Origin of the sequence: Pseudoduganella flava (assembly GCF_007830495.1) — a bacterium.
GTDB lineage: Bacteria > Pseudomonadota > Gammaproteobacteria > Burkholderiales > Burkholderiaceae_D > Rugamonas > Rugamonas flava.
In genome coordinates, this window is the sequence record NZ_VLKW01000001.1 from 716659 (window position 1) to 739294 (window position 22636).

General features: G+C 67.7%; 23 protein-coding genes. 13 read left to right on the forward strand and 10 right to left on the reverse strand.

Annotated features, from left to right (window positions below):
• Together IP92_RS03120 and IP92_RS03125 are read left to right on the forward strand one after the other, a co-directional pair.
• Positions 1-699: a general secretion pathway protein GspB gene (locus IP92_RS03120; RefSeq protein WP_145873032.1), complete on the forward strand. Its 699-nt coding sequence runs from the start codon at positions 1-3 to the stop codon at positions 697-699.
• An 83-nt stretch (positions 700-782) separates the two neighbouring features.
• Positions 783-968 (forward strand): hypothetical protein, encoded by a 186-nt coding sequence (locus IP92_RS03125; protein ID WP_145873033.1) that lies wholly within the window; start codon positions 783-785, stop codon positions 966-968.
• Between the two features lie 3 nt (positions 969-971).
• Here IP92_RS03125 and curA read toward each other — a convergent pair whose 3' ends face one another.
• The gene (gene curA, locus IP92_RS03130; RefSeq protein ID WP_145873034.1) at positions 972-2006 is read right to left on the reverse strand and encodes an NADPH-dependent curcumin/dihydrocurcumin reductase; all 1035 of its coding nucleotides are present in this window, start codon (positions 2004-2006) and stop codon (positions 972-974) included.
• 129 nt (positions 2007-2135) lie between these two features.
• Here curA and mobB point away from each other — a divergent pair, with 129 nt between their 5' ends.
• The 4 genes from mobB to bufB all read left to right on the forward strand — a co-directional run bounded on the left by mobB (position 2136) and on the right by bufB (position 5198).
• Entirely contained in the window at positions 2136-2696 is a 561-nt protein-coding gene (gene mobB / locus IP92_RS03135) for a molybdopterin-guanine dinucleotide biosynthesis protein B (protein ID WP_145873035.1), read from the forward strand.
• A gap of 41 nt (positions 2697-2737) precedes the next feature.
• On the forward strand, positions 2738-2935 hold the full coding sequence (locus tag IP92_RS03140) for a YjfB family protein (protein WP_145873036.1): 198 nt from the start codon (positions 2738-2740) through the stop codon (positions 2933-2935).
• Between the two features lie 337 nt (positions 2936-3272).
• Positions 3273-3533 carry a BufA1 family periplasmic bufferin-type metallophore gene (locus IP92_RS03145; RefSeq protein ID WP_145873037.1) on the forward strand — a complete coding sequence of 87 codons (261 nt, stop codon included), beginning with the start codon at positions 3273-3275 and terminating at the stop codon, positions 3531-3533.
• Positions 3534-3566: 33 nt separating this feature from the next.
• Positions 3567-5198, forward strand: coding sequence for an MNIO family bufferin maturase (gene bufB, locus IP92_RS03150; RefSeq protein ID WP_229418594.1), 1632 nt, complete (start codon positions 3567-3569; stop codon positions 5196-5198).
• Positions 5199-5214: 16 nt separating this feature from the next.
• On the opposite strand, the gene IP92_RS03155 is transcribed toward bufB, so the two are convergent.
• The 3 genes from IP92_RS03155 to fumC all read right to left on the reverse strand — a co-directional run bounded on the left by IP92_RS03155 (position 5215) and on the right by fumC (position 7340).
• The gene (locus tag IP92_RS03155; RefSeq protein ID WP_229418595.1) at positions 5215-5544 is read right to left on the reverse strand and encodes a DUF883 domain-containing protein; all 330 of its coding nucleotides are present in this window, start codon (positions 5542-5544) and stop codon (positions 5215-5217) included.
• A gap of 66 nt (positions 5545-5610) precedes the next feature.
• Positions 5611-5847, reverse strand: coding sequence for an RNA-binding S4 domain-containing protein (locus tag IP92_RS03160; RefSeq protein WP_145873038.1), 237 nt, complete (start codon positions 5845-5847; stop codon positions 5611-5613).
• 95 nt (positions 5848-5942) lie between these two features.
• Positions 5943-7340, reverse strand: coding sequence for a class II fumarate hydratase (gene fumC / locus IP92_RS03165; protein WP_145873039.1), 1398 nt, complete (start codon positions 7338-7340; stop codon positions 5943-5945).
• A gap of 132 nt (positions 7341-7472) precedes the next feature.
• On the opposite strand from fumC, the gene IP92_RS03170 reads away from it, so the two are divergent.
• Complete coding sequence (locus IP92_RS03170) at positions 7473-9134, forward strand: FimV/HubP-related protein (protein ID WP_145873040.1); 1662 nt, start codon at positions 7473-7475, stop codon at positions 9132-9134.
• Positions 9135-9235: 101 nt separating this feature from the next.
• Here the strand turns inward: IP92_RS03170 and IP92_RS03175 are convergent, their stop codons facing one another.
• Positions 9236-9502 carry a flagellar protein FliT gene (locus IP92_RS03175; RefSeq protein ID WP_145873041.1) on the reverse strand — a complete coding sequence of 89 codons (267 nt, stop codon included), beginning with the start codon at positions 9500-9502 and terminating at the stop codon, positions 9236-9238.
• Between the two features lie 174 nt (positions 9503-9676).
• The gene (locus IP92_RS03180; protein ID WP_145873042.1) at positions 9677-10504 is read right to left on the reverse strand and encodes an HDOD domain-containing protein; all 828 of its coding nucleotides are present in this window, start codon (positions 10502-10504) and stop codon (positions 9677-9679) included.
• Between the two features lie 240 nt (positions 10505-10744).
• Between IP92_RS03180 and IP92_RS03185 the strand changes: the two genes are divergently transcribed.
• Complete coding sequence (locus IP92_RS03185) at positions 10745-12796, forward strand: M13 family metallopeptidase (protein WP_145873043.1); 2052 nt, start codon at positions 10745-10747, stop codon at positions 12794-12796.
• A gap of 161 nt (positions 12797-12957) precedes the next feature.
• Positions 12958-13176 (forward strand): CsbD family protein, encoded by a 219-nt coding sequence (locus IP92_RS03190; RefSeq protein WP_145873044.1) that lies wholly within the window; start codon positions 12958-12960, stop codon positions 13174-13176.
• A gap of 290 nt (positions 13177-13466) precedes the next feature.
• Here IP92_RS03190 and IP92_RS03195 read toward each other — a convergent pair whose 3' ends face one another.
• Both IP92_RS03195 and IP92_RS03200 read right to left on the reverse strand, forming a co-directional pair.
• Positions 13467-15680, reverse strand: coding sequence for a S9 family peptidase (locus tag IP92_RS03195; protein ID WP_145873045.1), 2214 nt, complete (start codon positions 15678-15680; stop codon positions 13467-13469).
• A 139-nt stretch (positions 15681-15819) separates the two neighbouring features.
• Complete coding sequence (locus tag IP92_RS03200) at positions 15820-17202, reverse strand: MATE family efflux transporter (protein ID WP_145873046.1); 1383 nt, start codon at positions 17200-17202, stop codon at positions 15820-15822.
• A 160-nt stretch (positions 17203-17362) separates the two neighbouring features.
• Here IP92_RS03200 and IP92_RS03205 point away from each other — a divergent pair, with 160 nt between their 5' ends.
• The 3 genes from IP92_RS03205 to IP92_RS03215 are packed head-to-tail and all read left to right on the forward strand — an operon-like array spanning position 17363 to position 19349.
• Positions 17363-18043 carry a beta/gamma crystallin family protein gene (locus tag IP92_RS03205; RefSeq protein ID WP_229418596.1) on the forward strand — a complete coding sequence of 227 codons (681 nt, stop codon included), beginning with the start codon at positions 17363-17365 and terminating at the stop codon, positions 18041-18043.
• A 57-nt stretch (positions 18044-18100) separates the two neighbouring features.
• On the forward strand, positions 18101-19027 hold the full coding sequence (locus IP92_RS03210) for a DnaJ C-terminal domain-containing protein (RefSeq protein WP_145873048.1): 927 nt from the start codon (positions 18101-18103) through the stop codon (positions 19025-19027).
• A gap of 13 nt (positions 19028-19040) precedes the next feature.
• Positions 19041-19349 carry a chaperone modulator CbpM gene (locus IP92_RS03215; protein ID WP_145873049.1) on the forward strand — a complete coding sequence of 103 codons (309 nt, stop codon included), beginning with the start codon at positions 19041-19043 and terminating at the stop codon, positions 19347-19349.
• 178 nt (positions 19350-19527) lie between these two features.
• Here IP92_RS03215 and IP92_RS03220 read toward each other — a convergent pair whose 3' ends face one another.
• Both IP92_RS03220 and IP92_RS03225 read right to left on the reverse strand, forming a co-directional pair.
• Positions 19528-20799: a hypothetical protein gene (locus tag IP92_RS03220; RefSeq protein WP_145873050.1), complete on the reverse strand. Its 1272-nt coding sequence runs from the start codon at positions 20797-20799 to the stop codon at positions 19528-19530.
• Between the two features lie 148 nt (positions 20800-20947).
• On the reverse strand, positions 20948-21865 hold the full coding sequence (locus IP92_RS03225) for a LysR family transcriptional regulator (RefSeq protein WP_145873051.1): 918 nt from the start codon (positions 21863-21865) through the stop codon (positions 20948-20950).
• A 100-nt stretch (positions 21866-21965) separates the two neighbouring features.
• Here IP92_RS03225 and IP92_RS03230 point away from each other — a divergent pair, with 100 nt between their 5' ends.
• Entirely contained in the window at positions 21966-22580 is a 615-nt protein-coding gene (locus IP92_RS03230; RefSeq protein ID WP_145873052.1) for an FMN-dependent NADH-azoreductase, read from the forward strand.
• The last annotated feature ends 56 nt before the right edge of the window (positions 22581-22636 follow it).

Here is a 22636-nt window from a genome sequence, read left to right on the forward strand (position 1 = left end):
ATGTCCTACATCCTCGAAGCGTTGAAGAAAGCGCAGGCCGAGCGGCAATTGGGCGAGACGCCGACGATCCATGCGCCGGCCCTCGACACCCAGGCGGCCCAGGGCGGTACGCCGTTGAAGAAGCCGTTCGTTGCCGCGCTGGTTGCGCTGGGCATCGTCAGCGTGGGCCTTGCCGGTTTGCTGTGGCGGCAGATGACGCAAAGTCCGGCCGCACCAGCACCCGCACCAGCACCCGCACCTGCTGCCGCGACTTCCACCATGCCTGCTGCCGCACCGCCCGTCGCAACCGTCCCGACACCCGTGGCCGCACCGCGCACCGCGGTCGTGCCGGCGCCAGCGCCGGTTGTGCCCAAACCCGCACCGGAGCCGGTGGCACCGGTCGCCGCACCGCCGGTTGCCGCGGCACCGGTCTCCGCACCAGCCCCCGCGCCAGCGCCGGAACGCAAGCGCCCCGAACCCGCCGGCGAAGAACCGGTGCAGGCCCTGCGCGACCTGCCCGAGCCGATCCAGCGGGCCATCCCGCCGATCGCGATGAGCGGCTACATGTATTCGTCGAATCCGGCGGACCGGCTGATCCTGATCGACAAGGTACTGCGTCACGAAGGCGACGAAGTGGCGCCCGGCCTCGTCCTCGTGCGGCTGGAGCCGAAGGGCGCCGTGTTCATGTTCCGCGGCTACCGCTACCGCATTCCGTACTGAACGGCGCGCACGATTGCGCGGTCATCGTCTGGTCATATAAAATCGTCATGCTTAGCATATCGACAACCATACAGGATGACCCCATGAAGCTCTCCATTCTGCACGCGTTGCCCCTGCTGGCCGCTGCCGCGCCGGTGCGCGCGGCCTACATGTCCGACGCGGGCTCCGCCGAGCCGGGCGCACTCGTCATCGTGCTGGCCTGCGTCGGCCTGCTGTGCCTCGTGGCCGGCGGCGGTGGCGACGACGGTCCGTTCCGCCCGGAGCCGTAAGCATCACCGGTCGGCCACGAGCACGACCAGCTTGCCGAAGTTACGCCCCTGCAGCAGTCCGATGAAGGCTGCGGGGGCGTTCTCGAGTCCATCGACGACATCCTCCCTGAGCGTGACCTGGCCGGCGGCCAGCCAGGCTGCCATGTCGCGCCGGAATGCGTCGTAGCGGGTGGCGTAATGATCGAGGATGATGAACCCCTGCATGCAGATGCGCTTCTGCAGGATGGCGGCCGTCACGCGCGGCAGCCGGTCCGGGCCGGCCGGCACGTCGGCATCGTTGTAGTGGGCGATGAAGCCGCACACGGGCACGCGCGCGCCCACGTTCAGCAGCGGCAGCACGGCGTCGAACACGGCGCCGCCCACGTTCTCGAAGTAGACGTCGATGCCGTCCCGGCACGCATCGGCGAGGAGCTGCGCGAAGGCCGGATCGTTGCGGTCGATGCAGGCGTCGAAGCCCAGCACCTCGACCGCGTGGCGGCACTTGTCGGCGCCGCCGGCAATGCCGACGACACGTGCACCCTTCAGCCGCGCGATCTGGCCCACGACGGAGCCTACGGCACCTGTCGCCGCGGCGACGACCACCGTCTCGCCTGCGCGCGGCTGGCCGATGTCGAGCAGGCCGACGTACGCCGTGAACGCGGGCATCCCGAGGCCGCCCAGCGCGCGCGACGGCTGCGGCATGTCGCCCAGCGGCGTCAGGTCGCTGCCGTCCGACAGCGCGTAGTCCTGCCAGCCGGCGTTGGCCAGCACGAGGTCGCCGGTGCGCAAGCCCTCGCGGTGAGATTGCACGACCCGGCTGACGGTGCCGCCGACCATCGGGGCACCCAGCGGCACGGGCGGCGCATAGCCGGGGCCGATCTCTTCCATCAGGTTGCGCATGTACGGGTCCAGCGACAGGTACAGCGTGCGCAGCAGCACCTGCCCGTCGCCCGGCACGGGCACGGCAGTCTCCTCGAGGCGGAAGTCGGCTGGCGTGGGCAGGCCGCGCGGGTGGGCGGCAAGGAGAATGCGGCGGTTCACATCGTTTTGTTGCGGCATGGTCGGCTCCTTCGATGAATGCACCGGTCGGGCGACCGGTGGCGAACTGCCAATATAACATCGATTAGACCGGTCGTCTTGTAATGCCTTTGGCCCCGGCAGCGCGGCAGGCGCGGGTATAATGAAGATATGCAGACAGGCACACTTACGCACCCTGGACGGGTGATCGGCATCGTCGGACGGTCCGGCAGCGGCAAGACGACGTTGCTGGAATATCTCGTCGGCCGGCTGGCCGAGCAGGGCTACAAGGTCAATGTGATCAAGCACAGCCACCACGACCTGGAACTGGAGCCGCCCGGCAAGGACAGCGCGCGCCTGCGCCGTGCCGGTGCCGCCGAGGTGATGGTGGCGTCGCCGTATCGTTTTGCCATCGTGCACGAGCTGCGCGGCGCGCCGGAGCCGGGGCTGGACGAGCAGATCGCCCGGCTGGCGCCCGCCGACCTGACGCTGGTGGAAGGCTTCAAGGCCTGGCCGATCGACAAGCTGGAAATCCACCGGGGCGTCGGCGACAAGGGCCCGCTGTACCGGCTCGATCCGCACATCGTGGCCGTGGCGTCCACATTGCCCCGGCCGGACGACGTGGCGCCCGGCGTGGCATGGCTGGACCTGGACGACCGCGACGCCGTGCTGGCGTGGCTGACGCAGAAAATGTTGGCTCCGGCCTCAAGTTCGGCGCCAGCCCGGCCGTAAACAAGCTATGCCTCCGTGCGAGGCTGTGGAACGGAGGATGTATGGACGCGATGAGTATTGCCCGGTTGTCGACAACGATCGCCGAAACGGGTACCCGGGAAGAAGTCAGCATGGCTGTCCTGAAGAAGGCGATGGATGCGCAGGCATCGTCCGCCGCTGCGCTGATCGACGCTTTGCCGCCGGTACAGTCGACGAACCTGCCGCCGCACCTGGGCAACCACGTCAACACGACCGCTTGAGCGTGCCCCCGAGCGCGCACACCCGTGGGGCCGCGAGGCACCGCGGGTTTTTTTTCGTGGCGCTGTTCGCATTAAGTCGGCTTGACGATTGGAACGGAACTTTTTGCTGAGGATGCGGTCACTTCCAGCGCTCCTCCGGCGTTACCGCCAGCTTGAGCCAATCTGCCGCCGCCGTGGCCTTGCCGTCGTCGAGCACACGCTGCCAACTGGAATAGTTGAGCAGAAGAAGTTCCCCCACTTTGCGCGAACAGCACCTTTTTCGTCAGGGCGCGGCGGATTTCGCTAGAATCTCCTTGTTGCGCGGCAATGGGCCGCGCCCCATAACCAGGAGACCACGATGAACAAGCACGCGATGATCGCCGCCGCACTGGCGACCGTTTGCGCGGCCGGCACCGCCAGCGCCGACATGGGCGGCACCGCCGACAAGGAAAAATGCTACGGCGTCGCCAAGGCCGGCCAGAACGATTGCGCGGCGGCGGACGGCGCGCACGGCTGCGCGGCAATGGCCAAGACGGACAACGCGCCGGCCGAGTGGAAGTGGGTCGCGAAAGGCAGCTGCGAAAAACTGGGCGGCAAGACGACGCCCCCGGCCAAGTAAGCCGCATCTGCGGTTGATCCGGTGGAGAAGGCGGTGAGCGCGCCGGTCGGCGTCGGCCTGCGGGCCCCGCACTACCGCGATTTCCTCGACGGCCGGCCCCGCGCCGGGTGGCTCGAGGTCCATACCGAGAACTACCTCGCACCGGGCGGGCGCGACGCGCACCTGCTGCGCCGCCTGCGCCGCGATTATCCCGTCAGCCTGCATGGCGTGGGGCTGGGCCTGGGCTCCGCGCACGGCTTCGCCCCGGCGCACCTGGAGCGCGTGCGCGCGTTGGTGGCCGACATCGACCCTTTCCTCGTTTCCGAACACCTGTGCTGGGGCGCGATCCGCGGCCGCCAGCTGCACGACCTGCTGCCGCTCGTGCTGGACGACGCCGCGCTCGATCTCGTCGCATCCCGCGTCCAGCAGGTGCAGGAGGCGCTGGGGCGCCGCATCCTCATCGAGAACGTGTCGACCTATGTGCGCTGGCCGGGCGACGCGATGAGCGAAGCCGGGTTCCTCGCCGCGCTGGCGCGCCGCACCGGCTGCGGCGTGCTGCTGGACGTGAACAACCTGTACGTCAACCAGTGCAACCATGGCGAGGACGCGCTGGCCGCGCTGGCGGCCCTCCCGCCCGGCATCGTCGGCGAGATCCACCTCGGCGGGCACCTCGTCACGCCGGCGGCCGTCATCGACCACCATGGCGCGGCGATCGCGGCACCCGTATGGGCGCTGTACGAAGCGGCGCTGGCGCGCTTTGGCGCCGTGCCGACATTGATCGAATGGGATACCGACGTGCCGCCGTTGGACGTGCTGCTGGCCGAAGCGGACCGCGCCGCCGCGCTGATGCAGCGTCACGCGCCCGCCATGAAGGCAGACCTGCCGGCGCCGCAAGCCGGCCCCGCACCGGTGGCCGAGACGCTGGCGGCCGGGCAGGCGGAGTTCGCGGCCGCATTGCTGTCCGGCGCCGCACCCGCCGGCTTGCCGCCGCAGCGGCTGGCGATCTACCGGGGCAACCTGACGGGCGGCTGGACGAAGGCACTGCGCGCCGCGTTCCCCGTCGTCGCGGAACTGGTCGGCGACGATTTCTTCGCCGCGCTGGCGGCGGAGTATGGCCGCGGCCATCCGACGGACGACCCGGACCTGAACGCATTCGGCGCTCGCTTCGCCGCGTTCCTCGACGGCTTCCCGCACGTGGCCGAGCTGCCGTATCTGCCCGACGTGGCGCGGCTGGAATGGCTGCTGCACCGGGCCTATTACGCGGCCGATGCCCGCTCGCTGGCGCCGGGCGACCTGGCGCATCTGAGCCCGGAAGCGTTCGCGGCATCGGCCGTGACGTTTAACCCGGCCGCGGTCGTGTTTGCGTCGCGCTGGGCCGTCGTGCCGCTGTGGCTGGCGCACCAGCCGGAGCGGGGCGTGCCGTTCCCCGCCGAGATCGCGCAGGCGTCCGCCGCCCTCGTCCACCGCGCCGGCTGGCGGCCGGACGTGCTGGCGCTGGATGCGGCGAATTACCGCGCGCTGGCGCTGCTGGAGCAGGGCGGGACGATGGGACAGGCGCTGGATGCGGCCCTGGATGTGGATCAGTATGCAGGAGAGAATGCCGGGCCGGCGTTCGACGTGGCAGCAAGCCTCGCGCAGTGGCTGGCGTGCGGCGCCTTCGCGGGGCTGCGCACCCCGGCCGGATGAAGGTAGTTGGAAGGCGTCAGTGGAAGGCGCGCAGCACCTTCGCTTCGCCGGTGCTGTCGTTGCAGCGCACGTTCGCTTCGTGGGTGGCGGCGATCATCCGCGCCAGCTGCGCTTCTTCGAAGCGCTCCAGTTCCTCGTTGGCGACCGCCAGTGCCTGCGCCAGCTTGTCGCGGGCGGACTGGTACGAGCCCGTACGGAAGCGGTCGGTGCTGTTCAGCAGGTCTTCGGCGTTTTCAATGACTTGCCGCAGGTCGCCGATCAGCCGTTGTTGCGTCGGCAGCGCCGGTTGCGCGCCGGGTTGCCGGGGTTGTTGCGGCGGTTGTTGAGTTGGATCAAGATGGTCCATGCGCATGCTCCGGGTAAGGGATCCTGCCCACTATAGACACGTAAGTGACGCAGGATTTGCGACAGATTAAGCCCCGTCGGCATCACCCTGGCCCAGCACGACGATGCGCACGTCGCCCACCGTGACCTGCTGGCCAGCGCGAATCTTGGCGGTCTTGCGCAACTCCTGCTTGCCGTCCACCCGCACATCGCCGCTGGCGACGATCTGCTTGCCGGCGCCGCCGCTGTCGCACAGGCCGACAAGCTTCAGCAGCTGGTTCAGCTCGATGAATTCCGACGTCAGTTCAAATTCCACTTTTTCCATTTTATCCTCGTTCCGATCAGGGCCGCGCACTTTATTGTTGAGTTACCAATTGACTGGTTGCTAATTCGCGTCACGCGGCCCCGCGGGCTCGGGAATCAGCCTTTCGCGCCGGGGCGGGTCATGGCCAGCGGCACGATCCACTGGTCGAACTGCTCGGCCGTCACGTAGCCCAGCGCCAGCGCCGCTTCCTTCAGCGTGCTGCCTTCGTGCTGGGCCTTCTTCGCGATTTGCGCGGCGCGATCATACCCGATGTGGGGTGCCAGCGCCGTCACCAGCATCAGCGAGCGCTCCATCAATTCGCCGATGCGTTCCCGGTTCGGCTCGATGCCGCGGGCGCAGTGCTCGTCGAAGCTGCGCATGCCGTCCGCCAGCAGGCGCGCGCTTTGCAGGAAGTTGTGGGCGATCAGCGGCTTGTAGACGTTCAGCTCGAAGTTGCCGGACGCGCCACCCATCGTGATCGCCACGTCGTTGCCGAACACCTGGCAGCACAGCATCGTCAGCGCCTCGCACTGGGTAGGATTGACCTTGCCCGGCATGATCGAGCTGCCCGGTTCGTTTTCGGGAATCGTGATCTCGCCCAGGCCCGAGCGGGGGCCGGACGCCATCCAGCGCACGTCGTTGGCGATCTTGAACAGGCCCGCCGCCAGCGTCTTCAGCGCGCCATGCGCCGCTACCAGCGCCTCGTGGCCGGCCAGCGCGGCGAACTTGTTGTCCGCGCTCCTGAACGGCAGCTGCAGCCGCTGCGCCAGTTCGGCCGCGATGCGCGTGGCGTATTCCGGGTGGGAGTTCAGGCCCGTGCCGACGGCCGTGCCGCCGGCCGCCAGTTCCAGCACGGCGGGCAGCGCGTGTTCGAGCGCCCGCTGTGCGTGGTCCAGTTGCGCGACATAGCCGGAGAATTCCTGGCCCAAGGTCAGCGGCGTGGCGTCCTGCAGGTGGGTGCGGCCGATCTTGACGATGTCGGCAAACGCCTGTGCCTTCGCCGACAGCGTGGCGCGCAGCTGGCGCAGCGCCGGCACCACGTCCGTCGCCAGCGCAACGCCGGCCGCCACGTGCATCGCCGTCGGGAAGATGTCGTTCGACGACTGGCCCTTGTTGACGTCGTCGTTCGGGTGCAGCTTGCGCTCCTCGCCGCGCACGCCGCCCAGCAGTTCGGAGCCGCGGTTCGCGAGCACCTCGTTCATGTTCATGTTCGATTGCGTGCCGGAGCCGGTCTGCCATACGGACAGCGGGAATTCTCCGGCATGGCGGCCTGCCAGCACCTCGTCCGCGGCGCGCACGATCGCGTCGGCCTTGGTCGGATCGAGCACGCCCAGGTCGACGTTGACCCGCGCGGCGGCGCGCTTCACGTTCGCCAGCGCGGCGATCAGTTCCGGCGCCATCTTCTCGGTGGAGATGTGGAAGTGGTGCAGCGAGCGCTGCGTCTGGGCGCCCCACAGCTGGTCCGCCGGCACGTCGATCGGGCCAAAACTGTCACGCTCGGTTCTGGTGTTCATGGGCTTCCTTTGTGAATGTGATGTTTTTAGTGTAACCCAGCGACGAAATTCCGTTTGGGCACTTCAGCGCCCGGAATTTCCGCCGTTAAAGACTTACGTCCCGGAAATTCCTGTTTACCGACCGCCGCAATCATGCCGTTCACTTCCCGACCTTTCGTGCTGGCGCTGGCCCTGGCCGCCGCCGGCGTAGAAGCCGCCGAGCTGGGCGAGGCGACCGTCCGCTCGTACATCGGCCAGCCGCTGTCGGCCGATATCGAGCTGACGGACCTGTCCCCGCAGGACCTGGCGGAATTGCAAGCCCGCCTGGCGCGGCCGGACGTGTTCCAGGGCGCGAACGTGACGATGCACCCGGCCCTGGCCGGCGCCAATATCTCGGTGGTGCGCAAGGACCAGCGCCGCGTGCTGCACGTGACGACGAACGGCCCCGTGCAGGCGGAAGTGCTGCACCTGTTCTTCCAGCTGTCGGCCGGGGGCAGGGACCGCGTGCGCGGCGTGTCGTTGTGGCTGACGCAGGATCCGGCGCCGCCGGCCCGCGTCGCGACTGCTCCGGCCGCTCCGGTCGTCGCCCCGGCTACTGCTCCGGCTGCCGAGCGCGCCGACAAGCCCACGGCGCGCCGGCCCGCCGATGGCGGCCCGCAACTGGTGGCGATGGCGGCCGCCGGCAAGGAAGCAACCAAGGGTGAGCGCGAGCTGCTGGGTGCCGTCGAGCGTGCCTTTGCCGCGCGGGCGCCGAAGGCCCCGCCGCCGCCTGCGCAACCGGCCAAGCCGGCGCCGTCCGCTGCCGAAGTACGGCGCGAGGCGCTGAAGTACGCGTCCACGGCGGACGACTTCAAGCGCGGCGCAAAGTCGGCCCCGGCGCCGGAGGAAAAAAAGGAAGCCAAGAGCGCGCCGCGGCTGCCGCTGGCGTCGAAGGCCGACCTGGCGGAAGCGGCACGGGCCACGCGGGCCGGCATCGAGGAGGCGTCGCATGCGACGCCTGCGCACGCGACGCCTGCGCACGCCACGCCGGCCGCGCCGGCCAAGGCGAGCAAGGTGGCGCAGGCCGAGCCGGCGCCCGTGAAAGCCCCGGTCCCTGAAGCGCCCGCCAAGGCGGCGCCCGCCCAGACGGACCCGGCGATGATGAAGAAGCTGGCCGAGCTGGAAAGCAAGTTGAAGTCGTTGCAGGCGCAGGTGGCAAGCAGCGCGCCCGCCGTGGCCCGGCCGGCCGCCGCTCAGCCGGTTGCCGCCCAGCCGGCGGCGGCGCACGCCGCGCCCGCGCCCGCACAGCCTGTCGCCCCGGCCGCCGCCCCTGCCATCGCGGCAGCGGCCAAGCCGGCACCGGCACCCGCCAAGCCTGACCCGGCACCGTCCAAGCCGGTCGCACCGCCGGCCGAGCCGGCCCCGCAGCTGGCGGCGGCACCGCATTCCGCCGAACCCGAATCCGACAAGCACGTCGCCGCGCAGGATGAGCTTCCGGCTGCCGAGAGCAAGCACGTCGCCGCCAGCGCGCAGCCGACCAGCGCGGCCGCCGTGGCCACCGTCGACGAAGCAAAGCCGAAGGAGCCGGTGCCGCCCGTCGAGCCGCCGCCGGCCGAAAAGAAGGAGATCAAGATCTCGCGGCCAAAGATCCTGACGTTCCTGTTCGCCGGGAGTCTCGTGCTGCTGCTCGTGTTCGGCACCGTCGTCCACTTCGTGCGGAAGGCAAAGATGAAACGCAGCCCGGTCGTGCGGCAGAGCTGGCGGCGTGACGACGACGATGACGCGCTGGCCCGCAAGGAGCCGACGGCCGCGGAACCGGAGGCGAAGCAGGAGTGAAGCAGAGGAGTGACGCAGAAACCACGGGCAGGAAAACGAAGCCCAAAAACACAAAGCGCCCGGCAAGGGCGCTTTTGTTTTGTTCTCCGCGGAAGGGAGGATCAGCCGTTCAGGCGGCCCATCCACGGTTCCGTCACGTCGCGGATCGCGCGGTCGTTGGCGAGGATCTGCTTGAGCAGGTCGATCTTGCGCTGGCGGGCGTTGCCTTGCAGCGCAGGCACGCCGCCAAGGGCCGGCACCGCCTGTGCGGCGCACTGGTTTTCCAGGTTGTCCAGGCCGTTCCAATCGCTCATCTGGGCGGCCACCACCATTTTGCTGGTCAAGCCGGCAATGTTTTCGTACATCGAGAGGACTTCGGTGGAGGTCATGACGCGCCCGGTAAAATCGTGAATGGAGTACTGCTTGTCAGGATTTACGTCACGGGCGGCGGAAACTTTAGGCCTTTTTGAAAAAAAATTTGAAAATAGTTCCCGGCATTGCCTGGAAAGCAAAATCGCCGCGGAGGCGGCGATTTAGTTGGCGGATCGTGTTACTTGTGTTGCTTACTTCATCATCTCGTCGAGGCCGGCGGCCAGTTCGTCCAGCGGCGGCATGTCGTCGATGACGGTCTCGGCATCCAGCCCCAGCACCTCGGCGACGGCCGTGGGGAAGCGGGCGGCCAGCTCTTCCGAGGATAAATCCGCTTGCTGCGGGCGGGCACGCCAGGCGGCGATGTGCACGATGGCGGCCAGCCGGTCCACGGCGCCCCGTTCCAGCGGGGCAGGGAAGGCCGCGATCGCATCGGAGAACGCGGCGGGGAACTGCCAGCGGCGAGCCAGCTCGGCACCCGCGTCCGCGTAGCAGAAGCCCAGCGTTTCCTTCTCGACGGCCAGGCGGCGTTCGTCCAGCGCCGGCACGATGCCATCCAGTTCCGCGGCCTTGGCCGGAATGGCCGAGTGGATCACCAGTTCGCCGATCGCGTGCATCATGCCGATCGTGAACGCCAGTTCCTGGTTGTCGCGGGTCTTCTTCGCGATCCATTTGGCGGCCACGCCGGTGCGCATGCTATAGCGCCAGAAGTCCGTCAGGTCCAGTCCGGTCACCGACTTGAAGCCGTTGACGAGGCCCGAACTGATGACGAGCGTGCGGACGGCAACAAAGCCCAGCATCAGCACGGCGTCCTCGACGGTACCGATACTGCGCGACACGTTGTAGTAGGCGGAATTGGCCAGGCGCAGCAATTTCGCGCTGAGCACCGGGTCGAGCGACACCTTTTTCGCAATATCCTCGGTCGACACGGACGCCTTGTCGAAGCTGGCGATCAGCTCCTGGACGACCTTCGGCGCGGTAGGCAACGCGGTGGGGTTATCGAATAAATCCTCCAGGGTCATGGTGCTCTCCTTAAATCTTGTTGCCGTAGGTGAACTATAGCGGGATTCGCGGGCCTACAGAAGGGCTTTCGCGCGTTCGCGTGGCGATTGGGGCACATAAAATTCGTTCCCGGCGTGCAGGCCGTCGCGGATTCCTGCAGTCTGTCGCACATCGCTCGCCGGCGGAGCGCGCTTGCGGCACAGTGCAAACTGGCGTATTACGCCATCATCGTTCATACATTGAGGATAACAAGGAACTTTATGCAAGCATTCCGAGTATTGCGGCGCCCGCCGCGGGCGGCTACCGTCGCCGCGGCGCTGTGTGTCGCCCTGGCGTTGCCTGCCGTACAGGCACAACAGCCGGCATCCGTACCCACCCCGCAACAGCCGGCAGCGGTGCTGCCGGGCGACGATTTCTATGCCTATGCGAACGGCGAGTGGCTCGCGGCCACCGAGATTCCCGCCGACCGCGGCAGCTGGGGCGCAGGCTATGTCGTGGCCGAGCAGACCAGCGAGCGCATCCGCCAATTGATCGAGGCGGCGGCGCGGCAGCCGGGCGGCGCCGACGTGAAGCGGGTGGCCGACCATTACCAAGCCTTCATGAACGAGGCGGGCATCGAGGCCAAAGGCGCCGCGCCGCTGGCGCCCGTGCTGAAGAAGATCGAGGCGATCCGCGACAGGAAGTCGCTGGCGCAGGCGCTGGGCGCCAGCGTGCGGGCCGACGTCGATCCGCTGAACAACACGGACTTCCAGACCGAGAACCTGTTCGGCGTGTGGATCGCGCAAGGGCTGACGGACCCCGCGCATTACACGCCGTACCTGCTGCAAGGGGGCCTGGGCTTGCCTGACCGGGCGTACTACCTGGACGAGAACGAGCGGATGAGCCGCCTGCGCACGGCCTACCAGGCCCACGTCGCGGCGATGCTGAAGCTGGCCGGCTGTACCGAGCCGGAAGCGCGCGCCGCCCGCGTGTTCGAGCTGGAGCGCAAGCTGGCGCAGGCCCATGCGACGCGCGAAGACTCGGCGGATATCCAGAAGGCCAACAACGCCTGGACCGACAAGGACTTCGCCGCGAAGGCGCCGGGCCTCGACTGGCCGGCGTTCTTCGCGGCCGCCGGGCTGTCGAAGCAGCGCAAGTTCATCGTCTACCACCCCGGCGCTGTGGCGGGCGCGGCCGCGCTGGCGGCCGAGATGCCGCTGCAGGCGTGGAAGGACTGGCTGGCGTTCCATGCGGTGAACCAGTACAGCGGCGTGCTGCCGAAGGCATTCGTCGAGCAGCGCTTCGAGTTCTACGGGCGCACGCTGGCCGGCACGCCGGCCCTGTCGCCACGCTGGAAACGCGGGCTGTCCTCGGTGAACGAGGCGCTGCCGGAGGCGGTGGGCAAGATGTACGTCGAGCGCTACTTCCCGCCGGAAGCGAAGGCGCGGGTGCAGAAGATGGTGGCCAACATCGTCGACGCATTCCACCACCGCATCGACCGGCTCGACTGGATGGCGCCGGCCACGAAGGCGGAAGCCCATGCGAAGCTGAAGGTGCTGTACGTGGGCGTGGGCTATCCGGAGAAATGGGCGTCGTATGACGGCCTGGAGATCCGGCCGGATGATGCGTTCGGCAATGCATGGCGGGCCAGCCAGTTCCGTTACCAGCGCCAGCTGGCCAAGCTGGGTACGAAAGTGGACCCGAAAGAGTGGTGCATGCCGCCACAGCTCGTCAATGCCGTCAACATGCCGATGCAGAACGCGCTGAACTTCCCGGCCGCGATCCTGCAGCCGCCGTTCTTCGACCCGCACGGGACCGACGCGGCCAACTATGGCGGCATCGGCGCCGTGATCGGCCATGAGATCAGCCACAGCTTCGACGACCAGGGCGCCCAGTTCGACTCGAAGGGCCGGCTGCGCGACTGGTGGACGAAGGCCGACTTGGAGCACTTCCAGCAGGCATCCGCCGCGCTGGTGGCGCAGTACTCGGCCTATCAGGCGTTCCCCGACCTGAAGCTCAACGGCCAGCTGACGTTGTCCGAGAACCTGGCCGATCTGGCCGGCCTCGCGGCGGCGCTGGATGCCTACCACGTCACGCTGGGCGGCAAGGCGACGCTGGATGCGGACCGTCAGTTCTTCCTTGGCTACGCCCAGTCGTGGCGCAACAAGTTCCGCGAAGCGACGCTGCGCACCCGTATCGCCACGGATGGCCACGCGCCTGACCAGTGGCGCGTGTACACGGTGCGCAATGTGGACGAATGGTACAAGGCGTTCGACGTCCAGCCGGGCCAGAAGCTGTACCTGCCGCCCGAGCAGCGCGTGCGCGTCTGGTAAGGCTGGGTGAGCGGGACAGGCGATTGCGGCGCAATGTTAGGGAACGTACGGAGAGGAAAAATTGCCGGACGTATGATGTTCCTGACCACACGCGATGACGCATGTGCGCAAGGCTGCGGGCCATTCCGGCCCACCGTCCACCAAGCAAAAAGGAGTGCATCATGAACAGCGATCAAATCAAGGGCCGCGCCAAGGAAGTGGGCGGCAAGATCCAGGAAGAAGCTGGCGAACTGGTCGGCAGCTCGAAGCAGCAAGCCAAGGGCCTGAAGAACCAGGTCGAAGGCAAAGTGCAAAAGAAAGTGGGTGACGCCCGCGAAGCCGTCGAAGACGCGCTGGACGACGACACCACGATCGACCGCGGCAACCGCCAGGGCCTGTAACTCCCAGCCCGCCAAACAAGACAGCCGCCTGCGGGCGGCTGTTTTTTCGTCTGCTGAGCTGGTCGCTAAACAACAGGGGACTGTCCCTCGTTTTTGGAAATATTTCCTGAAACGAGGGACAGTCCCCAAACGCGTTTACGTATGCTTGGCGTATGCCAACCGGGCGCTTATAAGCTGACAACGTTTGCCCTTGCTGTTGAGCTGGTCGCAAAACAACAGGGGACTGTCCCTCGATTTTGGAAATATTTCCAGAATCGAGGGACAGTCCCCGAATTTTGGCAACTATTTCGTCAGTTGCTTTCCGGTTTCAAATGCTTGCGGAAGAACGCGTCGATGTACGTCTGCACGTGGCGGCGTTGCACGCGGTTCGAGACGCCGTGCTTCGCGCCCGGGTACGTCATCAGTTCGAACTGCACGCCGCGGTTGACGAGGGCGTCGATCATCTTCGTCGTGTTCGTGAACAGCACGTTGTCGTCGGCCATGCCGTGGATCAGCAACAGGTGCGACTTCAGCCCGTCCACGTGGGCGAACACGGTGCTGTCCTTGTAGCCTTCCGGGTTCTCGGACGGCTTGTCCATGAAGCGCTCCGTGTAGTGCGTGTCGTACAGCCGCCAGTCCGTCACCGGTGCGCCGGAGACGCCGGCCGCGATCTTGTCCGAGCCTTGCGACAGCAGCCGCAGCGTCATGAAGCCGCCATAGCTCCAGCCATACACGCCGATGCGCTTGGCGTCGACGAACGGCTGCTTGCCCAGGAAGTCGATGCCGGCCAGCTGGTCTTCCACTTCGGCCTTGCCCAGGTTGCGGTAGATCGCGTCGGAGAACGCGCGCTCGCGCCGGCCCGAGCCGCGGTTATCGAGGCGGAACACGACGTAGCCCTGCTGCGCCATGTACTGCTCGAACAGGTCGCCCCACTTGCGCGTCACGTGCTGCGCGGTCGGGCCGCCGTACGTGGACAGGTACACCGGATACTTCTTCGCCGGGTTGAAGTGCCACGGCTTGATCATCGACCAGTACAGCGTCTGGCCATCCTTCGCCTTCAGCGTGCCGTATTCGACGGGCAGGTGGTCCGATTTGTACTGAAAGTACGGGTGGTTCGCGTTGACTTCGTTCTTTTCCAGCCAGGCGACGACGGCGCCGTCGGGCTTGCGGATCGCCACTTGTGGCGGCGTGGCCGGATCGGAGAACGTGTCGACGAACAGCTCGCCGTTGCGCGAGAACGTCGTGTCGTGCCAGCCGTCGGCCTGCGTCACGCGGCGCGGCTTCGCCGCATCGCGGCCGTCCAGCGCGACAACGTACGTCTGCTTGTCGATCACCGCGTCCTTGTTCGACGAGAAGTACACCTTGCCCGCCTTTTCATCCACGGCCAGCAGGCCGTCGATGTTCCACTCGCCCTGCGTCAGCGGGTGCTTCAGCGTGCCGTCCATGTCGTACAGGTACAGGTGGTTCCAGCCGCTGCGCTCGGACGACCAGATGAAGCCGCGGCCGTTCGCCAGGAAGCGCAGGTCGTCGTTGACTTCGACCCACGTCTTCGCCGTCTCGGTGACGAGCACCTTCTGCGCCAGGGTCGCCACGTCGACGGCGATCAGCTCGAGCTTCTTCTGGTTGCGCGCCTGGCGCTGGAACAGCAGCTTGCTCGCATCGGCGTTCCAGTCCGCGCGCACCAGGTAGATGTCCTTGTCCTGGCCCAGGTCCACGCTCTTCGTCGCGCCCGTCGCCGGGTTCACGATGCGCAGTTCGATCACGACGTTCGGGTCGCCCGCCGCCGGGTAGCGCTGCTCGACGACGTCGGTGCGCTCCGCGTAGATCTCGAAGCGGCGCGCCACCGGCACCTGCGCTTCGTCGTAGCGGCGATACGCGATCGCCGAATCGTCGGGCGCCCAGTAGTAGCCGGTAAACTGGTGCATTTCTTCCTGCGCGACGAACTCCGCCTCGCCGTTGTGCAGCGTGCCCTTGCCGTCCGTCGTCAGCGCCTTCTCCTGGCCGGTGGCCAGGTCGATCACGTACAGGTTCTGGTCGCGCACGAACGACACGTATTTGCCCTTCGGCGAAATCTTCGCATCGGTCACGTTGCCCGAGGCGACGAGGCGCGCCGCATCCGGCCTGGCCACGTCGATCAGGTACAGGTTGCCGGCGATCGGCACCAGCAGGCGCTTGCCGTCCGGCGACCAGCTGTAGCTGAGGATGCCCTTCAGGCTCGCCGTGCGTTCGCGCTCGCGCCGCGCCTTCTCGGCATCGGACAGCTGCTCGTCGGCCACCAGCACCTTCGAGTCGACCAGGCGGCGGGTCGACCGGTCCTTCATGTTGAACTCCCACAGGTCCAGCTGGAACTCGTTGTCGGCGCGGCCGCGCAGGAACGTCACGCGCTGGCCGTCCGGCGCCACCTTCAGCGCACGCACGCCGGGGCCGGCGAGGGCGGGATCGTCATAGATGCGGTCGAGGGTCAGGCGGTCGGCCGAGGCCGACCCGGCGGCCAGCAGGGCCAGGAAGCTGAGGATGAAGCGCATGGAACTCCCGAAGTTATGGTCGAGCACGAAACGCGGAACGATACCAGACTGGCACGCCACTGGCGAGGCGCGATCGTTCGGAATACGGATGCCCGGGCCGACTTTCGTTCGGCCCGAGGTTCGGGCCGACCCTGGCCTCTCAAGCCAGCGCGCGCTGGCGCGACAGTCGGTTCAGGTAACCGGTCAGCAGCACCGCAGCCACCGTCAACCCGAGCACGAGGCCGATCCAGAAGCCCGTCGCGGACATCGGCTCGCTTGGTGCGAACGGCAGCCATTGCGGCGCCAGCCCGAGCAGGCAACCGAGCGGCAGCGCCACACCCCAGAACGCGATCAGCTGGATGATCATCGGCCCGCGCGTGACCTTGTAGCCGCGGATCGCGCACGATGCCGCGACCTGCGTCGCATCGGACAGCTGGAACAGCGCGGCAAACAGCAGCAGGTGTGCGCACATCGCCTGCACGTCGGGATCGGACGTGTAGGCGGCCGCGATCTGGTGGCGGAAAATCGCGATGACGAGCGCCGACAGCACCGCGAACCCGGTCGACATGCCGAGGCCGACCAGCGAGGCGAAGCGGGCCCGCTGCGGATTGCCTTCGCCCAGCGCCTGGCCCACGCGGGTGATCATGCCGATGCCGAACGACAGCGGCACCATGAACGTCAGCGACGAGAAGTTCAGCGCGATCTGGTGCGCCGACACCGTGACGACGCCGAAGCGCGCCACCAGCAGGCTGACGGCGCCGAACACGCTGACCTCGGCGAAGTACGTGACGCCGATCGGCACGCCCAGCTTCAGCATGTTCCAGATCTCCGGCCAGTGCGGCCACTCCCAGCGGTCGAACGGGTACGACGCCCGGTATGCCGGCGCGATGCGGATCCACAGCACGATCAGGAGCAGGTCGAGCCACACGACGGTGCCCGTCGCCACGGCGCAGCCCAGCGCGCCCATGCGCGGGAAGCCCAGGTTGCCGAACACGAGCACCCAGTTGACGAGGATGTTGACGACGAGGCCGACGATGGCGATGACCATCACGGGCTTGGTCTGGTTGATGCTGGCGCTGTAGCCGTACAGCGCGCGGTAGGCGGCGAACGGCAGCAGGCCGATGCTGACGATGTGAACGAACATCGACGCGCGCTCGTTCACGGCTGGCTCGAGGTGCAGGTGGTCGAACAGCAGCGTGGCGAGATTGGCCGCCAGCGCGGCCAGGATGCCGATGCCGACGCTCTTCCACAGCGCCTGCCGCACCGAATGGGGAATGCGGTCGAACGCGCCGGCCCCGACTTCGTGCGCGACGACGGTGTTAATCGCCATCATCGTGCCGTTGACGGTGACGAGGATGATCGACCATACCGATGCGCCCAGCGACACGGCGGCCAGTTCGGCGGCGCTCGTGTGGCCCGTCATCGCCACGTCCGCGACGCCCATGCCCACCGTCGCCAGCTGGCCGATCAGCACGGGCCAGGCGAGGTGCCACAGCGCGGCGGCTTCTTTGCGGATGTTGGGCAGTGTGAACGAGTAGGGCATCGGCAGCGGTGAAAGCGAAGGAACTTGCGATTTTACCCATGAAGCGGACTCGCCCGCAGTAGGAATTTGTTACAAGGCGCCGTCCGCGCGGAGCGATGCTGTCGCGTTATGGTTGGGAGGCCGCGCGCACGTCGCGCGCGGCGCAACGATGGAGCACAACATGAAACGCCTGTTCGCCGCCGCAGCCCTGCTGGCATCCCTGCAACCCGTCTTCGCCGGCGAGATGTCGCTGTACTCGCAGCCGGACTTTCGCGGCAGCGAGGTGACGGTGCGCGACGCTGCGCCGAACTTCCGCGACTTCGGCTTCAACGACCGGGCATCGTCGATCGTCGTGCACTCGGGGTCGTGGGAAGTGTGCGAGCACAAGAACTTCGGCGGCTATTGCGCCGTGCTGCGGCCGGGCGAGTATGCGGACCTGCGCCGCTTCAACAACGCGATCTCGTCGGCCCGCGAAGTGGAACGCTGGCGCGACCGCGGCGACGGCCGCTGGGACGACGATCGCGGCGGCTGGCGCGGCGATGGCCGGGACGGCCGGGAAGCGTGGCGCGAGGGCCGGGAAGAGCGGCGTGAGGAGCGCCGCGGCTGGCACGGCGGCCCCGGCATCGAACTGTTCGCGGCCCCCCGTTTCGGCGGCGAGAGTGTCGGCCTGACGGGAGATACGCGCACCCTGCGTTCGATGGGCTTCAACGACCGCGCCGGCTCCCTGATCGTGCGCGAGGGCGAGTGGGAAGTCTGCGAACATGCCGACTACCGCGGCCGCTGCGCCGTGTTCGGCCCGGGCAGCTACCCGTTCCTCGGTGACCTGAACAACGAGGTATCGTCGGCCCGCCGGCTGCGCTGAAAAAAACGAAATGTTGTAACCTAATGCTCTGCAGGACTACGACCTGGAGAGCATATCGTGGAATACAAGGACTACTACGCGACGCTCGGTGTGCCGAAGACGGCGACCGGGGACGAGATCAAGAAGGCCTACCGCAAGCTCGTACGCAAGTACCATCCGGACGTCAGCAAGGAAGCCGATGCGGATGCGAAGACGAAGGAGTTGAACGAAGCCTACGGCGTGCTGGGCGACCCGGAAAAGCGGGCGGCCTACGATGAACTGGGCAGCGCCCCCTACCGCCAGGGCGAGCAATTCCGTCCGCCGCCGGACTGGGGTTCGGACTACGAATCGTACGGTGGCGACGACAGCGAATTCTTCAAGGACCTGTTCGCCCACGTGGGCGGGCGCCGGCGCGGCGGCGGTTTCCAGATGCGCGGCGAGGACAGCCACGCCGCCATCCGCATCGCGCTGCGGGACGCGTACCAGGGCGCCAGCCGCACCATCGCGCTGCGCGTGCCGCAGGTCGACGCGCAAGGCCGCGTCGTCACGCGCGAGCGCACGCTGAACGTCACGATCCCGAAGGGTGTCACGGAAGGCCAGCAATTGCGCCTGGCCGGGCAGGGCCAGCCGGGCATCGGCGGCGCCGAGGCGGGCGACCTGTACCTGGAAATCCAGTTCGAGCCCGATCCGCGCTATTCGGTGGAAGGGCGCGACGTGTACGAGAAGGTGCCGGTGGCGCCGTGGGAAGCGGCGCTGGGCGCCGAGATCGACGTGCCGACGCCGTCCGGCCGCGTCACCGTCACGGTGCCGGCCCGTTCGCAGGGCGGCCGCAAGCTGCGCCTGAAGGGCCGCGGCATTCCGGCCAGCGGTGCGGCGCCGGCCGGCGACCTGTACCTGCTGCTGGATATCGCGCTGCCGCCGGCGGACACGCCGCAGGCCAAGGCGCTGTACGAACAGATGGCGCGCGAGCTGCGTTTCAATCCGCGCGCAACGCTGGATGCATGAGGGAGGGCGAACGATGAGCGAACAACCGATTCGTGCCGTGCCGGTGGACGACGCGGCCCTGACGCTGGACGAGCTGGCACGTGCCTGCGCCGTCGATCCCAACTGGGTGGTGCACCGCGTACGCACCGGCATCCTGCTGGGCGGCAGCGCGGACGCGCCGGAAGCATGGCGCTTCACGAGCGTGGACCTGGTGCGCGCCCGCAGCCTGCTGCGGATCGAGCGCGATTTCGATGCGAACGAGGAAGTGGCGGCGCTGGTCGTGGATTTGACCGAGGAGATCAGGCGGCTGAAGAGACGCCTGCGTGCGGTGGGAATTTATTGACGCCTGCGGGCCCGCGGCTTGTCTTGAAACCAACGGCAGAAGCCGGGGACAAAGCTGGCGTGCCCGCAGCGCGGAACGAAACCCCAATGCAAACCCTGGGGTCAGACCCGTCGGGTCTGACCCCGGATTCTGCCGTTGGGTTTTCGTTTCGAGCCGCAGGCGCGTTAGCTTGAATCACTCACCGCTGGTCTTCCGACCCGCCACCCCGCGAGCCGCCCCCGCCAGACTGCTTGCTGCCCAGGTCGTCGATATCATGCCCCCGCTCGCCCGGCGAGCCCTGCATGCCGAGCTGGCGGTCGGCCTGCTCGTTGTCGGTGCGGTTGTTGGGACGGGACTGGTTGCTCCACGTGTCGGCCTGCGCATTGCCGGCCTTGTCGGACTGCTGGCTGTTGCCGTGGCTGCCCATGCCCACGCGCTCGCCGCCCATCGCTTCCATCGGCAGCGAGTCCAGGCTGTCGCGGTCGGCGGACGTGCTGCCGCCGCTGCCCTGCGTCTGCTGGCCGATCAGGTTCGGGCCCGATTGCTGGTTGCCCTTGCTGGAGCCCTGCATGTCGACGTTGTTGCCACCCAGGCCGCCGCGGCCCGTCTGGCCGCTTTGCGCGCCCACGTCGTGCAGCGCGCCACCCCGTTCGCCGCCCATGCCGCCCGAGTGCTGGCCGCCGTGACCGTGGCCCGAGCCGGCGCGCGGTTGCGACTGTTCATTGCCCGGGCCACCCTGTTTCCGCTCTTCCTTCATCTGCGCCAGGCCGTTCTGGCCGGGGCCACCCTTGGCGCCGCCGGATTGCTGGCTGCCGCCGGGGCCGCCCTGCAGGTTCGTGGCCATGTCGCCAGATCCGCCGGGCGAACTCGATTGCTGGCCGCCCAGCTGCTGGCTGCGGCCCGATCCGCGCTGTGCCGTGCCCGCGCCGGGGGTCGAGCCGTCTTCCTGGTGCGCTGGCCGAACACCTGCATCGGCCGTCCGCCCGCTGCCCGCGCCGCGCGTATCCGATTGCTGGTTGCCGCGCATGCCGCTCTCGCCGACTTCACCGGACGTGGCACCGGTCTGCTGGCGGCCGTACTGGTCGCGGTTCTCTTCCTGCGGGTCGAGCTGCACTTTCTGCTGGTTGCCCGCGCCACCGTGGGTGGACGGCGCACCGCCCATGTGGTCCGAGTGGCCCTGTGCACTTTGCTGGCTCTGGCCGCCCTGGTCGATGCCCTGGCCGCTCTGGCCGCCCTGCGTGCCGGACGGGGTGCCGCGAATGCCGTCCAGCGTGCCCGAACCGCCGATCGATTGATCCGTCATGTCGCCTCCTTCGCTGCCGGCCGCGCTGCTCTGCCGGTTCGCTTCGATATTGGGTGCCTTGTTGACTTGCGTGGTGTCGTTGAGCGGGCCGCCGGCGGCGTGGTTGCCGCTCTGCGTCATGTAGCCCGCGTCCTGCGTGTTCCTGAGCTGGTCCTTTTCTCTGCTCATGTCGCTCTCCTTCTGCAATGGTTTTGCAAGGTAGGCGCTCATCGTAGGACGATGGGGCCGGAGAGGGTGTCAGCGCACACGCCGCGCCACTGTAGGAACGCTTATGTATCCCGGCCTGCAGCCCTGTGCACGGCCGGGCCAGGGCTGTTCAATACGCGCCGTGCGGCGTCGAATAGTCGAGGTCGAGGATCTGCTGCTTCAGCCAGCGGCCCGCGGGGCCCAGCTGGTCGTCGGTGCGGTGGATCGTGTACAGCGGGTATTGCAGCGCATCGCCGTCCTGCACGCGCAGCCGCACCAGCCGCCCGTTCGCGAGGTCTTCCGCGATCATCGCTTCCGGCATGCTGCCCCAGCCCAGGCCCCCGCGCAGCAGCGCATGCTTCGAGTGCAGGTCGCCCAGGCGCCAGTCGCGCAGGCCCAGCACGCCAAAGTCCTGGCCCACCGTCAGCGGGCTGCGGTCCGTGACGACGAGCTGCAGGTGTTCGCGCAGCACGGCCGTCGGCACGACGCCGTCGATGGCCGCCAGCGGATGCGTCGGCGCGCACACCGGCATCATCATCACGTGGCCGGCGAGCTGGCGCTCGACACTGTCGGGCAACAGCACCGGCATGCCGCTGATGCCCAGCTGGCAGCGGCCGTCGATGACCATCTGCGCCACCGCGCCCAGCGCTTCCGTGTGCAGCCGCAGCGACACGGTCGGGTGCTCGCGCTGGAACGATTCCAGCAGCGCCACCAGCCTGCACATCGGGAACATGATGTCGACGACGAGGCACACCTCCGCCTCCAGCCCCGCACCGAGCGCCTTGGCGCGCGCGCGCATGCTGTCGACCCGCGCCGCGACGGCCCGCGCATCCGCCAGCAGCGCGCGGCCGGCCTCCGTCAGCGTCACCTTGCGCTTGCTGCGGTCGAGCAGGGCGATGTTCAGCTGCTCCTCCAGGTTGGCGATCGTGTAGCTGATGACGGACTGGGTGCGGTGCAGCGCACGGGCCGCGTGGGCGAAGCCGCCGTGGTCGATGACGGCGGCAAACACGCGGAGCTGATCGAGGGTGGGGAGGCCGGGGTCGCGCATATCGTGAAAATCGATAGTTTCGATTGAAATTAAGTGGATTTCCTCGATAGTAAAGCCGATCTATGATGGCTGCAATCACCACTTACTTGAGGAGTTCATCATGGCAAACGTCCTGTACATCAACAGCAGTGTGCGTTCTTCCGGCTCGCTGTCCCGCCAGCTGTCGGCCGAGTTCATCGGGAAGTGGCAGGCGAATCACCCAACCGACACGATCGTCGAACGCGACCTGGCAGCCAACCCGGTGCCGCACCTGACCGAGGAAATGCTGGGCGCGTTCTTCACGGCGCCGGACCAGCGCACGGCCGCGCAGGCGCAGACGGTCAAGCTGTCCGACGACCTCGTGGACGAAGTGCTGGCCGCCGACGTCATCGTCATCGGCGCACCGATGTACAACTTCTCCGTGCCGTCCGGCCTGAAAGCCTACATCGACCACATCGCCCGCGCCGGCCGCACGTTCAAGTACACGGACAAGGGCCCCGTCGGCCTCATCGAAGGCAAGAAGGTGTACGTGTTCACCGCCAGCGGCGGCGTCTACAGCGAAGGCCCGGCGGCCGGCTACGACTTCCTGGCCACGTACCTGAAGGCCGTGCTGGGCTTCCTCGGCATCACGGACATCAGCTTCATCCGCGCCGAAGGCGTGGCGCTGGGCGACGCGGCGCTGGCCGCCACGCTGGAGAAGAGCCGGCAGTCGATCGATACGCTGGCTGGCGTGTAAGCGATCGAAGCCGGGCAGGGCGCCGGGCAACGGAGGCGGGATGGCTGCGGTATCAT